Source organism: Heyndrickxia sp. NPDC080065 (assembly GCF_050281185.1).
Classification (GTDB): Bacteria; Bacillota; Bacilli; order Bacillales; family Bacillaceae_C; genus Heyndrickxia.
Map to the genome: position 1 here is coordinate 1 of NZ_JBNNWS010000034.1, position 12,626 is coordinate 12,626.

Annotated in this window: 12 protein-coding genes, 1 rRNA gene and 1 riboswitch; all 13 genes read left to right on the forward strand. The window is 38.6% G+C overall.

All coding sequences use genetic code 11. The features are described 5' to 3' along the window. Positions 1 to 77: ribosomal RNA gene (rrf, locus tag ACQKP0_RS24835) — 5S ribosomal RNA — on the forward strand; the annotation flags it as partial. Positions 78 to 486: 409 nt separating this feature from the next. Next, on the forward strand, positions 487 to 681 hold the full coding sequence (locus tag ACQKP0_RS24840) for an NETI motif-containing protein (RefSeq protein WP_427408492.1): 195 nt from the start codon (positions 487 to 489) through the stop codon (positions 679 to 681). Positions 682 to 762: 81 nt separating this feature from the next. Beyond that, positions 763 to 863, forward strand: a riboswitch (purine riboswitch). A 290-nt stretch (positions 864 to 1,153) separates the two neighbouring features. Beyond that, complete coding sequence (gene purE, locus ACQKP0_RS24845; RefSeq protein WP_427408493.1) at positions 1,154 to 1,642, forward strand: 5-(carboxyamino)imidazole ribonucleotide mutase; 489 nt, start codon at positions 1,154 to 1,156, stop codon at positions 1,640 to 1,642. Further along, entirely contained in the window at positions 1,635 to 2,759 is a 1,125-nt protein-coding gene (purK, locus tag ACQKP0_RS24850) for a 5-(carboxyamino)imidazole ribonucleotide synthase (RefSeq protein WP_427408494.1), read from the forward strand. The genes purE and purK overlap by 8 nt, the downstream gene beginning before the upstream one ends. Before the next feature lie 18 nt (positions 2,760 to 2,777). Beyond that, positions 2,778 to 4,076: an adenylosuccinate lyase gene (purB, locus tag ACQKP0_RS24855; RefSeq protein ID WP_427408495.1), complete on the forward strand. Its 1,299-nt coding sequence runs from the start codon at positions 2,778 to 2,780 to the stop codon at positions 4,074 to 4,076. An 82-nt stretch (positions 4,077 to 4,158) separates the two neighbouring features. Further along, the gene (gene purC / locus ACQKP0_RS24860) at positions 4,159 to 4,881 is read left to right on the forward strand and encodes a phosphoribosylaminoimidazolesuccinocarboxamide synthase (protein ID WP_427408496.1); all 723 of its coding nucleotides are present in this window, start codon (positions 4,159 to 4,161) and stop codon (positions 4,879 to 4,881) included. Next, positions 4,874 to 5,128 (forward strand): phosphoribosylformylglycinamidine synthase subunit PurS, encoded by a 255-nt coding sequence (gene purS / locus ACQKP0_RS24865; protein WP_427408497.1) that lies wholly within the window; start codon positions 4,874 to 4,876, stop codon positions 5,126 to 5,128. The genes purC and purS overlap by 8 nt, the downstream gene beginning before the upstream one ends. Next, positions 5,125 to 5,808 carry a phosphoribosylformylglycinamidine synthase subunit PurQ gene (gene purQ / locus ACQKP0_RS24870; RefSeq protein ID WP_427408498.1) on the forward strand — a complete coding sequence of 228 codons (684 nt, stop codon included), beginning with the start codon at positions 5,125 to 5,127 and terminating at the stop codon, positions 5,806 to 5,808. Before purS ends, purQ begins: the two co-directional genes overlap by 4 nt. Beyond that, positions 5,792 to 8,014: a phosphoribosylformylglycinamidine synthase subunit PurL gene (purL, locus tag ACQKP0_RS24875; RefSeq protein WP_427408499.1), complete on the forward strand. Its 2,223-nt coding sequence runs from the start codon at positions 5,792 to 5,794 to the stop codon at positions 8,012 to 8,014. Before purQ ends, purL begins: the two co-directional genes overlap by 17 nt. Then, positions 7,999 to 9,420, forward strand: coding sequence for an amidophosphoribosyltransferase (purF, locus tag ACQKP0_RS24880; RefSeq protein WP_427408500.1), 1,422 nt, complete (start codon positions 7,999 to 8,001; stop codon positions 9,418 to 9,420). Before purL ends, purF begins: the two co-directional genes overlap by 16 nt. A 14-nt stretch (positions 9,421 to 9,434) precedes the next feature. Then, positions 9,435 to 10,469, forward strand: coding sequence for a phosphoribosylformylglycinamidine cyclo-ligase (gene purM, locus ACQKP0_RS24885; protein ID WP_427408501.1), 1,035 nt, complete (start codon positions 9,435 to 9,437; stop codon positions 10,467 to 10,469). Between the two features lie 4 nt (positions 10,470 to 10,473). Continuing rightward, a complete protein-coding gene (purN, locus tag ACQKP0_RS24890) occupies positions 10,474 to 11,055 on the forward strand; it encodes a phosphoribosylglycinamide formyltransferase (RefSeq protein WP_427408502.1) in 582 nt (193 codons plus the stop codon). Positions 11,056 to 11,067: 12 nt separating this feature from the next. Further along, the gene (gene purH, locus ACQKP0_RS24895; RefSeq protein ID WP_427408503.1) at positions 11,068 to 12,597 is read left to right on the forward strand and encodes a bifunctional phosphoribosylaminoimidazolecarboxamide formyltransferase/IMP cyclohydrolase; all 1,530 of its coding nucleotides are present in this window, start codon (positions 11,068 to 11,070) and stop codon (positions 12,595 to 12,597) included. Positions 12,598 to 12,626 lie beyond the last annotated feature (29 nt).

Below are 12,626 nucleotides of genomic sequence, written 5' to 3' on the forward strand. Positions count from 1 at the left end.
CGAACACGGAAGTTAAGCTTCTCAGCGCCGATGGTAGTTGGGGGCTCTCCCCCTGCAAGAGTAGGACGTTGCCAGGCAAGCTAAAACACAGAGTGTTCACTCTGTGTTTTTTTATTGTCTTGCGCAAGCAATTAGTCCCTCGAGGTACTAATAAAATCAAAGAGAGGTCCTCATTGGTGAACATTTTTTTCTGAGGATGTGCTTTTCTATTAGAAAATAACGCTTATGAGAATAACTAAATAAGAGGACACAAATTAAAAAGGGTCACGAAAAAGCAGAAAAGGGTAAAATATAATCAAGGAAAGGGAACGCAAAATCAAGAAAAGGGAACATAAAACTAAAATACAGTCACGCAAAAATCCAAAATGGGAACATAAATCAAAAAGGATCGCAAAAACCAAAAAAGATTCACGGAATATCAAGAAAAAGGAACAAAAATCTAAAAAGGTTCTTGTTGAAAAATGTAAAGTGAGGTAAATTGAAGGCATGAGTAAAAAAAAGCAATTTGAAGTGTTAGACAATGAAACGATATCTGAATGTTTAGCGCGAATGGAAAAGGAAGGATATCGTCCTGTTCGCAGAATTGAAAAACCAATTTTTAAAGAGATACAAAAGAATAATCAAACCGAATATCAACCAGTTAGTCGAAAGATACTATTTGAAGGACAAAGGATTGATTAAAACACGAACATTATCTATTTTTGTTTTATTAATGTTCGATTTTTAATTGACATGAACGAACCATCTTGTTAAGATGGAATTGTCAAAGTTGAATATTCCTCTCATATATAATGGGGATATGGCCCATACGTTTCTACCCAATTACCGTAAATGATTGGACTATGAGAGAAAGTGTTTTTGGGAAACTATTTTCCATTTATTTAAGTTGTTTTTTCTCCCAGATGAGCTGCTTTCTCTCTTAAAGGATGCAGTTTATCTGGTTTTTTGTTCTTTAATTGAGGCTGTTTTCGTAAAGAATGTTGCTATTTCGTATAATGTATAAAAGCCTAATATAGTTTGGTTTCGGGGCATCTTTTCTTTGAAAAGTGCTTCTAACTAAATGATTTGATATTTTGTTATAAAGATTTTCGTTCAAAAGCAACAAAGTTTAAGAAAAGAGCCTTAATTGAAATTAAATTAGACGGAGGCTACTATGAAAACCAAAGTCGGAGTAATTATGGGAAGTGTTTCAGACTGGGAAACGATGAAAAATGCTTGTGAAATTTTAGAAGAATTAAAGATTCCATTTGAGAAAAAAGTAGTTTCCGCACATAGGACCCCAGAATTAATGTTTGAATATGCAGAAACGGCTAGAGATCGCGGAATAGAAGTAATCATTGCAGGAGCAGGTGGAGCTGCCCATTTACCAGGAATGGTGGCGGCAAAGACAACCTTGCCAGTAATAGGTGTTCCGGTTCAATCAAAAGCACTGAATGGACTTGATTCATTATTGTCCATTGTCCAAATGCCTGGAGGTGTACCAGTAGCAACAGTGGCAATAGGAAAAGCAGGTGCTCAAAATGCTGGATTGTTAGCTGCTCAAATTTTATCAATTCAAGATCAAGAGATTGCCAATAAATTAGAAAAAAAACGTGAAATGACAAAAGAAATGGTACTTGAAAGCAGTGATCAACTTGAATAATACATTTATCCAACCAGGAAAAACAATTGGAATTATCGGTGGCGGCCAATTAGGAAGAATGATGGCGCTTGCTGCGAAGGAAGCAGGGTTTCGAATCATCGTGTTGGATCCGACAAAAGATTGTCCATGCGGGCAAGTAGCGGATGAACAAATTGTTGCAGGTTATGATGACCAACATGCCCTTCAGCTTTTAGCAGAAAAAAGTGATGTGATCACGTTTGAATTTGAAAATATAGATTATGAGGCATTACATCAGCTTTCAAAAAATGCCTACGTTCCACAAGGAGCAGAAATTATCCGTATAACTCAAGATCGAATTACTGAAAAGAAGACTTTAGTAGAATCAGGTGTTAAAGTGGCTCCGTTTGAAGTAATTCGTTCCACAGACGAGTTGAAAAATGGTGTTGAAAGTCTTGGATATCCTTGTGTTTTGAAAACAAGCCGCGGTGGTTATGATGGTAAAGGGCAGCAAGTAATTAAAACCAGTGAAGAAATTTCTGAAGCGGAAAAATTACTTGCTCATGGTGATTGCGTACTTGAATCCTGGATTGCTTTCGAAAAGGAAATATCGGTGATAGTTGCGAGAAATATAAAAGGTGACATGGAATGTTTTCCAGTAGGAGAAAATATTCATGTCAATAATATTTTGCATCAAACCATTGTTCCAGCTCGAATTAAAGAAAGTGTCGAAAATGCCGCATATGAACTAGCGAAACAGGTAGCGGAACACGTTCAACTAGTTGGTACTTTAGCGGTTGAGATGTTTTTAACAAGAGATGGCGAGTTATTTGTGAATGAGCTCGCACCAAGACCGCATAATTCCGGTCATTACTCAATTGAGGCATGTGATTTTTCACAATTTGCCCAACATATTCGATCGGTTTGCAATTGGCCTTTGAAAAAACCGGAATTATTAAAACCGGTCATCATGGTAAATATTTTAGGTCAGCATGTGGAAAAGTTAATTGAACAAATCCCTTTGCATTCTGATTGGTCGATTCATTTATATGGAAAAGAACAAGCGAAATACCAAAGGAAAATGGGACATATTACGGTTTTAACAGATGATATTGAAGCAACACTTTTAAAACTAAATGAAACAAGGATTTGGAATTAGAATCGGAGGAAAATTTTTATGATAGAGCGTTATACACGACCAGAAATGGGTACCATTTGGACAGAGGAAAATCGATTTAAGGCTTGGCTTGAAGTGGAGATTTTAGCTTGTGAAGCATGGGCTGAGCTTGGAGATATTCCAAAAGAGGATGTAGCAAAAATTCGGGAACATGCAACATTTGATGTGGATCGTATTAAAGAAATTGAAGAGGAAACACGTCATGATGTCGTTGCTTTTACAAGAGCGGTTTCTGAATCACTCGGTGAAGAAAGAAAATGGGTTCATTACGGATTAACGTCTACAGACGTGGTGGATACAGCTTTATCGTATTTGTTAAAACAAGCCAATGAAATTATTTTGAAGGATATTGAGAATTTCATCGGAATTATTGCCGAAAAAGCGAAGGAACATAAATATACCGTCATGATGGGGAGAACCCATGGTGTCCATGCAGAACCAACGACATTCGGTTTAAAGCTTGGATTATGGTATGAAGAAATGAAACGGAACCTGGAAAGATTTAAGCAAGCTGCAGCAGGTGTTGAGTTTGGGAAAATTTCAGGAGCTGTTGGTACTTACGCAAATATTGATCCATTTGTAGAAAAGTTTGTATGTGAAAAACTAGGCTTACAACCAGCCCCTATTTCTACTCAAACATTACAACGTGATCGACATGCTCACTATATGGCAGCTCTGTCATTAATAGCTACTTCAATTGAGAAGTTTGCAGTTGAAATTCGTGGTTTACAAAAGAGTGAAACACGTGAAGTAGAAGAATTTTTTGCAAAAGGTCAAAAAGGCTCGTCAGCAATGCCTCATAAACGAAATCCAATCGGTTCTGAAAACATGACTGGGATGGCTAGAGTGATTCGAGGTTATATGATGACTGCTTATGAAAATGTGGCATTATGGCATGAAAGAGATATTTCTCATTCATCTGCAGAACGGATTATTTTACCAGACGCAACAATTGCCTTGAATTATATGCTAAATCGATTTGCTAATATCGTGAAAAACTTAACGGTATTCCCTGAGAATATGAAACGAAATATGGATAGGACACTTGGACTTATTTATTCCCAACGTGTATTACTTGCTTTAATCGATAAAGGCATGGTTCGTGAAGAGGCATATGATACAGTTCAGCCGAAAGCGATGGAGGCTTGGGAAACACAAGTGCCATTCCGTGAATTAGTTGAAGCTGATCCAACGATTCAAAGCAAGTTAACAAAAGAAGAAATTGCTGATTGCTTTGACTATAATTACCATCTAAAAAATGTAGACATCATATTTGAAAGACTTGGATTAAACGATTAATTTAATGACGGGGCTGTCTAAATAGCAAAGTGTCAGACACTTAATTAAGCAGCCCCGCCCAATATCTTAGGGGGCATATGTGATGGAGAAGCAAGGGTTATTGTATGAAGGAAAAGCAAAGCGAATTTATGGAACAGAACAAGAAGGTGTTTTATGGGTAGAGTATAAAGACTCTGCAACAGCCTTTAATGGGGAAAAAAAGTCAGAAATTGCTGGTAAAGGGCAATTAAACAATGAAATTACAAGTTTAATATTTGAAAAGTTAAATGAACAAGGGATTGAAAGCCATTTCATTGAAAAAATCTCCAAACATGAACAGCTAGTAAAGCAGGTATCCATTATCCCTCTAGAGGTCGTGACAAGAAATGTGGTTGCTGGAAGTTTATCAAAGCGGCTTGGAATTGATGAAGGGACTCCATTAAAACATCCGATTGTTGAATTTTACTATAAAAATGATGACCTCGGAGATCCATTAATTACAGAGGATCATATAAAAGTTTTAGAGATTGCTAGTATGGAAGAATTGGTGCTATTAAGAAAACATGCATTAAAAATAAATGAAGTTTTATCGAATATGTTTTTAGAGCTAGGTATTCGTTTAGTTGATTTTAAACTAGAATTTGGCAAGGATTCTCAAGGAGAAATTTTATTAGCGGATGAAATCTCACCTGATACATGCCGCTTGTGGGATGCAGATACGAATCAAAAGCTCGATAAAGATGTTTTTCGCAGAGATTTAGGAGATTTAACGACTGTTTATCAAGAAATATTAAATCGCTTGAGAGGGGAAACTTCACATGTATAAAGTAAAAGTTTATGTAACCTTAAGAGAGAGTGTATTAGATCCACAAGGAACTGCTGTTAAAAATTCACTTCATACGATGAATTATCAGGAAGTAGCTGATGTACGTATCGGGAAATACATGGAGCTTACAATTGAAAAAACAGAGCGTGATATTGAGGAAGTGATTAAAGAACTTTGCGAGCGTCTTCTTGCTAACCCTGTCATTGAAGATTATCGATATGAGATTGAGGAGAGTGTTGCACAGTGAAGTTCGCCGTAATCGTATTTCCAGGTTCCAACTGTGATGTTGATATGTTCCACGCAATCAAGGATGAGCTTGGGGAAGAAGTGGAATATGTATGGCATGATTCAGAAAATCTTGATGAGTTTGATGGGATTTTATTACCGGGCGGTTTTTCATATGGTGATTATTTAAGATCAGGTGCCATTGCTCGTTTTTCGAATGTAATGCAGCAAGTGGTGAAAGCAGCTGAAGCGGGTAAACCGGTCTTAGGTGTTTGTAATGGATTTCAAATCCTATTGGAATCTGGATTATTACCTGGTGCAATGAGAAGAAACGAAAGTTTGCAATTTAGGTGCCAAACGGTTCAATTAACAGTGGAAAACAATCAAACCTTGTTCACATCAGCTTATGGACAAAGTGAAACGATCAATATTCCAATTGCACATGGTGAAGGTAATTATTACTGTGACGCTGAAACACTTCAATGCCTTAAAGATAATAACCAAATTGTTTTTACGTATAATGAGAACCCCAATGGCAGTGTTGCCGATATCGCAGGTATTACTAATGAAAAAGGGAATGTACTTGGCATGATGCCACATCCTGAACGAGCGGTTGATGAGCTACTAGGAAGTGCAGACGGACTAAAATTATTTCAATCGATAGTGAAAAACTGGAGGGAAGCACATGTCGTTAATGCTTGAACCACATCCATCTCAAATAAAAGAAGAAAAGATTTATCGTGAAATGGGTTTAACAGATGAAGAGTTTGCAATGGTCGAAAATATTTTAGGTAGACTGCCAAATTATACAGAAACAGGCCTTTTCTCTGTCATGTGGTCTGAGCACTGCAGTTATAAAAACTCAAAGCCTGTTTTGAAAAAATTCCCTACAACTGGTGAAAAAGTACTTCAAGGTCCTGGTGAGGGTGCGGGAATCGTTGATATTGGTGACGAACAGGCAGTTGTCTTTAAAATTGAAAGCCATAATCATCCATCAGCTATTGAGCCTTATCAAGGCGCTGCAACAGGTGTTGGCGGAATCATTCGTGATGTCTTTTCAATGGGTGCAAGACCGGTTGCATTGCTTAACTCACTACGCTTTGGAGAATTAGAGTCTCCGAGAGTGAAATATTTATTTAAAGAAGTAGTCGCGGGAATCGCAGGCTATGGTAACTGTATTGGAATTCCTACTGTTGGTGGAGAGGTTCAATTTGATCCATCGTATGACGGGAATCCGCTTGTAAACGCAATGTGTGTAGGGTTAATTGATCATAAGGATATACAAAAAGGGCAAGCAAAAGGTATTGGAAATACGGTTATGTATGTGGGAGCTAAAACCGGTAGAGATGGGATCCACGGTGCGACATTCGCTTCAGAAGAATTAAGCGAAAAGTCTGAAGAGAAACGTCCTGCGGTTCAAGTGGGAGATCCGTTTATGGAGAAGCTTTTATTAGAGGCTTGTCTTGAACTTGTTCAGTCCGATGCTCTTGTCGGTATCCAGGACATGGGAGCAGCTGGCCTTACCAGCTCATCTGCTGAAATGGCAAGTAAAGCTGGATCAGGAATAGAGATGAATCTTGACCATATACCACAACGGGAAACAGGAATGACAGCATATGAAATGATGCTTTCTGAATCTCAGGAAAGAATGCTTATCGTTGTTAAACAAGGAAGAGAACAAGAAATAGTAGATTTATTTTCTAAATATGGATTGGAAGCTGTATCTGTCGGTCGAGTGACTGATGACAAAAAGCTTCGACTTATTCATCATGGTGAGATTGTGGCAGATGTACCGGCAGATGCTCTTGCAGAAGATGCTCCGGTTTACCATAAGCCTTCTGCAGAGCCTGAATACTTCCGTAAGTTTCAAGAAATGGATGAGGAGATTCCGAATGTTGTAGATTATCAGGAAACATTCATGAATCTTTTGCAACAGCCTACGATTGCAAGCAAAGAATGGGTTTATCGTCAATATGATCACCAAGTTCGTACGAACACAGTAGTGACACCTGGATCTGATGCAGCGGTAGTCAGAATTCGTGGAACTCGTAAAGCATTAGCGATGACAACAGATTGTAATTCTCGCTATTTATATTTAGACCCTGAAACAGGCGGAAAAATTGCTGTGGCAGAAGCGGCAAGAAATATCGTGTGTTCTGGTGGGGAACCACTTGCCATTACAGATTGCTTAAACTTTGGAAATCCAGAGAAACCGGAAATCTTCTGGCAAATTGAAAAAGCAGCTGATGGAATGAGTGATGCATGTATCGCTTTAAATAGTCCTGTTATTGGCGGAAATGTTTCTCTTTATAATGAGACAAATGGGGAAGCAGTTTATCCTACTCCAGTAGTTGGAATGGTTGGACTTGTTGAAGATCTTGACCATATTACTACTCAAGAGTTTAAACATGCTGGTGACCTAATATACATCATAGGTGAAACAAATGCAGAATTTGGGGGCAGTGAGCTTCAAAAAATGCAGAACAATAGCATTTTTGGAAAGTGTCCAAACATTGATTTAGCTGTAGAAGCTAGCAGACAAAAAGAATTATTAGCTGCAATTAAAGCAGGAATTGTTTCCTCGGCACATGATGTTGCAGAAGGCGGCACAGCTGTTGCTGTAGCGGAAAGTTTATTTGGCACCAACGGCTTGGGTGCAGACATTACATTAGCAGGTAATCCAACTGTTGCATTATTTAGTGAAACACAATCTCGTTTTATTGTTTCAGTAAATCAAGACAATAAAGAGCAATTTGAAGCTCTAGTTGAAAATGCAATCTTAATTGGCCAAGTAACAGAAGTCGAAAAACTGTGCATTCACGGTGAGAATGATGAATTGCTTATTGAAGCCGATATCAATGAATGTGAACAGGCTTGGAAAGGAGCCATCCCATGCTTGCTGAAATAAAAGGTTTAAATGAGGAATGCGGCGTTTTTGGAATTTGGGGACATCCCGATGCGGCAAAAATCACTTACTATGGCTTGCACAGCCTTCAGCATCGCGGTCAAGAAGGAGCAGGTATTGTAGTTTCAGATGGTGGTCATTTGCAGATTCATAAAGGCGAAGGACTTGTTACTGAGGTTTTTAATGAAGGAAAGATTGAAAAACTCTGTGGCGAGTCCGCGATTGGGCACGTGCGCTATGCGACTGCAGGTGGAGGCGGAATTGAAAATGTTCAGCCGCTTCTCTTTCATTCGCAAAATGGCAGCTTAGCTCTTGCCCACAATGGAAACATAGTTAATGCGAATGCATTAAAGCATCAACTAGAGGCACAAGGAAGTATTTTTCAAACGAGCTCTGATACAGAAGTGTTAGCTCATTTAATTAAACGAAGTGGTTTTCTTACGTTGAAAGATCAATTGAAAAATGCTCTCACCATGCTTAAAGGTGCGTATGCATTTTTATTGATGACTGAAACCGAGTTAATGGTAGCTTTAGATCCAAATGGTTTACGTCCTCTATCCATTGGACGATTAGGAGATGCTTATTGTGTTGCATCTGAAACATGTGCATTTGATATTATTGGTGCAGAATTTGTTCGTGATGTAATGCCCGGAGAGCTAATTGTGATTGATAATAATGGCCTTCATTCTGAACCGTTTACGTATTCTACATCCAATGCCATCTGCACAATGGAATATGTTTATTTTTCACGACCAGATAGCAATATTCATGGAATTAATGTCCATACAGCACGAAAAAATATGGGAAAACAATTGGCGTTCGAAGCGCAAATAGAAGCGGATGTTGTAACAGGAGTTCCTGATTCAAGTATTTCTGCAGCGATTGGTTATGCAGAAGCCGCTGGAATTCCATATGAGCTGGGATTAATTAAAAACCGTTATGTTGGCCGAACATTTATCCAGCCATCACAATCTTTACGAGAACAAGGTGTGAAGATGAAGCTAGCACCTGTACGCGGGGTTGTTGAAGGAAAACGTGTTGTGATGGTCGACGATTCAATTGTAAGAGGTACAACAAGTAAACGAATTGTCACGATGCTAAGAGAAGCTGGTGCTAAAGAGGTTCATGTTTGTATCAGTTCACCACCAATGAAAAATCCGTGCTTTTATGGCATTGATACATCTACACATGAAGAGCTAATTGCATCAAAGTATAGTGTTGAAGAAATTCGTGAAATCATTGGAGCGGATTCCTTAACTTTTTTAAGTGTGGAAGGAATGTTAAAGTCAATCGGCAGACCTCAAGACGGAAATCAGTGTGGCCAATGCTTAGCGTGCTTTACTGGAAATTATCCGACGGAAATCTATCCAGACACTGTATTACCTCATGAAAAAGAACTTGTGCGCTAGGAGGCTCTAAAAGGATGGCAAATACTTATCGGGATGCAGGAGTAGATATTGAAGCAGGATATGAAGCAGTCGAAAGAATCAAGAAACATGTCGCACGTACCAATCGATTAGGCGTGCTAGGTCAATTAGGCAGTTTCGGGGGGATTTTTGACCTATCTGCACTGAACTTAAAGGAACCTGTTCTCGTTTCAGGAACAGATGGTGTCGGAACAAAGCTAAAATTAGCTTTTTTAATGGATCAGCATGATACGATCGGCATTGACTGTGTGGCGATGTGTGTAAATGATATTGTCGTACAGGGAGCAGAACCGTTGTATTTCCTTGATTATATTGCTTGTGGAAAATCGATTCCTGAAAAAATTGAAGCAATTGTTAAAGGTATTGCAGATGGATGTGAGCAAGCAGGCTGTGCCTTAATCGGTGGTGAAACGGCGGAAATGCCTGGGCTATATGAAGTGGACGAATATGACTTAGCAGGCTTTGCTGTTGGAGCATGTGAAAAAAGTGAACTAAATACGGGTGAATTTCTTGAAGATGGCAATGTCCTAATTGGTTTATCTTCAAGTGGTATTCATAGCAACGGTTATTCGTTAGTAAGAAAAATCTTTTTTGAAGATCACCAATTTTCTACGGAAGCAAGACTTCCAGAATTAGACGGATCACTCGGAGAAGTATTATTAACGCCGACAAAAATATATGTGAAACCGGTATTGAATGCACTGAAGGAATTTGAAATTAAAGGGATGGCTCATATTACGGGCGGCGGTTTTATTGAAAATATTCCTCGCATGCTTCCAGAAGGTTTAGGTGTAGAAATTGAGCTAGGCTCATGGCCAATTTTGCCAATATTTAAAGCGTTAGAAAAATATGGTGAAATCGAACAACAAGAAATGTTTAACACCTTTAATATGGGAATTGGTTTTGTTGTAGCTGTTGACAAAGACATGGCAGATACAGCAATCGAGTTTTTCAAAAATCAAGGTGAAGAAGCCTATACAATTGGTCAAATCACGAAGCAACCGGGTGTTCAGTTTGTATCAGGGAGATAATACAATGAAAAAAATAGCCATCTTTGCTTCAGGAAGCGGAAGTAATTTTCAAGCGATTATGGATTCGATTAAAATAGGGAACTTAGATGCATCGGTAGAGTTGCTCGTTTGTGATCGACAAGATGCGTATGTTCTTGAAAGGGCGAACCGTGAGCAAACACCTATTTTTTGTTTTAATCCAAAGAGTTACGAATCAAAAGCGGAATTTGAAAGTGAAATTGTACTCGAATTGAACAAACGGAATGTAGATTATATCATTTTAGCAGGTTATATGAGACTCATTGGTCCGACTCTACTAAACGAGTTTTCTAATCGAATTATAAATATTCACCCATCACTTCTTCCTTCTTTTCCTGGAAAAGATGCCATTGGGCAGGCATTTAGAGCAGGTGTCAAAGTAACAGGGGTTACGATTCATTTTGTTGATGAAGGGATGGATACTGGACCAATCATTGCTCAAGAGGCATTGAACATTGACGAATCAGATACTGAAATAACATTAGCAGAAAAAGTACATGAAATTGAACATCGCTTATATCCAGAAACAATACAAGCATTATTTCAAAAGCTTTCTGTAATAAACTGAGGAGGTTGCATCATGAAGAGGGCATTAATTAGTGTTTCTGATAAAACAGGAATCATTGAGTTTGCAAAAGGATTACTTGAATTAGGTGTTGAAATTATTTCGACTGGCGGTACGAAAAAGGCATTAGAGGAAGCGGGTTTATCTGTCATAGGTGTAGAGGATGTTACAGGCTTTCCAGAAATTTTAGAAGGTCGAGTGAAAACTCTTCATCCTTTTGTTCATGGTGGATTATTAGCTAAACGTGTACCAGAACATATGAAACAGCTTGAAGAACAAGGGATTACACCAATCGATCTTGTTTGTGTGAATCTTTATCCATTTCAACAAACAATTTCAAAACCAAATGTAACAGAAGAAGACGCTATTGAAAATATCGATATCGGCGGTCCTACGATGTTACGATCAGCTGCCAAAAATCATGATTATGTAACAGTTGTTGTAGATGCACAGGATTATGATGCGGTATTAGCTGAATTGAAAAGTAACGGGGAAGTTTCTAAGGCAACAAATAAGAGATTAGCTGCTAAAGTTTTCCGTCATACGGCTTCCTATGATTCTTATATTGCTGATTATATGACTAAGCTAGTCGGTGAAGAAAATCCGGAACGAGTAACTTTTTCATATGAATTAAAACAATCATTACGTTATGGGGAAAATCCACATCAGAAGGCAAGCTTCTATAGTAATCCAATTGGATCTCCATTCTCGATTGCCCATGCAACTCAATTACACGGGAAAGAACTATCTTATAATAATATTCACGATGCAGATGCCGCACTACAAATTGTGAAAGATTTTTCCGAACCTGTTGCTGTTGCGGTTAAGCATATGAACCCATGTGGTGTTGGTGTTGGAAACAGTACTTTTGATGCGTTTGCAAAGGCATTTGCAGCTGATCCAATCTCTATTTTTGGGGGGATTATTGCTTTTAATCGTACGGTTGACAGTGAAACAGCACAGAAATTACATGAAATCTTTTTAGAAATTATCATCGCTCCTGAATTTACAGAAGAGGCGCTGAATATTTTGACGGCGAAGAAAAACCTTCGATTATTAACCGTGCCATTTAATCTTGAGAACAAGAAGGAAAGAGTCATTACTTCTGTCGAAGGTGGTTTACTTGTTCAAGATCAAGATACTTATACATTGGAAGATGCAAATGTTTCTGTGCCGACAAAACGAGAGCCAACTGCGGAGGAATGGAAGGCACTTGAGTTGGGCTGGAAAGTTGTAAAGCATGTGAAATCAAATGCGATTGTTGTAACCAATCAAGAAATGACACTTGGTGTTGGAGCAGGTCAAATGAATCGAGTTGGCTCGGCAAATATTGCTTTAGAACAAGCTGGAGAAAAAGCAAAAGGAGCAGCAATGGCTTCTGACGCCTTCTTCCCAATGGATGATACTGTCGAAGCAGCTGCCAAAGCCGGAATAACAGCCATCATTCAACCTGGTGGATCCATCCGTGACGAAGATTCCATTAAAAAAGCAGACGAATATGGGATCGCAATGGTCTTTACCGGAGTACGTCATTTCAAGCACTAGGATTTTGACCTATAACACCCACATTTTAA

Coding starts and splice junctions, on each gene's coding strand:
- purE (WP_427408493.1), top strand. CDS start 1,154: ATGAAAACCAAAGTCGGAGTAATTATGGGAAGTGTTTCAGACTGGGAA.
- purH (WP_427408503.1), top strand. CDS start 11,068: ATGAAGAGGGCATTAATTAGTGTTTCTGATAAAACAGGAATCATTGAG.
- ACQKP0_RS24840 (WP_427408492.1), top strand. CDS start 487: ATGAGTAAAAAAAAGCAATTTGAAGTGTTAGACAATGAAACGATATCT.
- purF (WP_427408500.1), top strand. CDS start 7,999: ATGCTTGCTGAAATAAAAGGTTTAAATGAGGAATGCGGCGTTTTTGGA.
- purC (WP_427408496.1), top strand. CDS start 4,159: ATGGAGAAGCAAGGGTTATTGTATGAAGGAAAAGCAAAGCGAATTTAT.
- purS (WP_427408497.1), top strand. CDS start 4,874: ATGTATAAAGTAAAAGTTTATGTAACCTTAAGAGAGAGTGTATTAGAT.
- purB (WP_427408495.1), top strand. CDS start 2,778: ATGATAGAGCGTTATACACGACCAGAAATGGGTACCATTTGGACAGAG.
- purM (WP_427408501.1), top strand. CDS start 9,435: ATGGCAAATACTTATCGGGATGCAGGAGTAGATATTGAAGCAGGATAT.
- purL (WP_427408499.1), top strand. CDS start 5,792: ATGTCGTTAATGCTTGAACCACATCCATCTCAAATAAAAGAAGAAAAG.
- purN (WP_427408502.1), top strand. CDS start 10,474: ATGAAAAAAATAGCCATCTTTGCTTCAGGAAGCGGAAGTAATTTTCAA.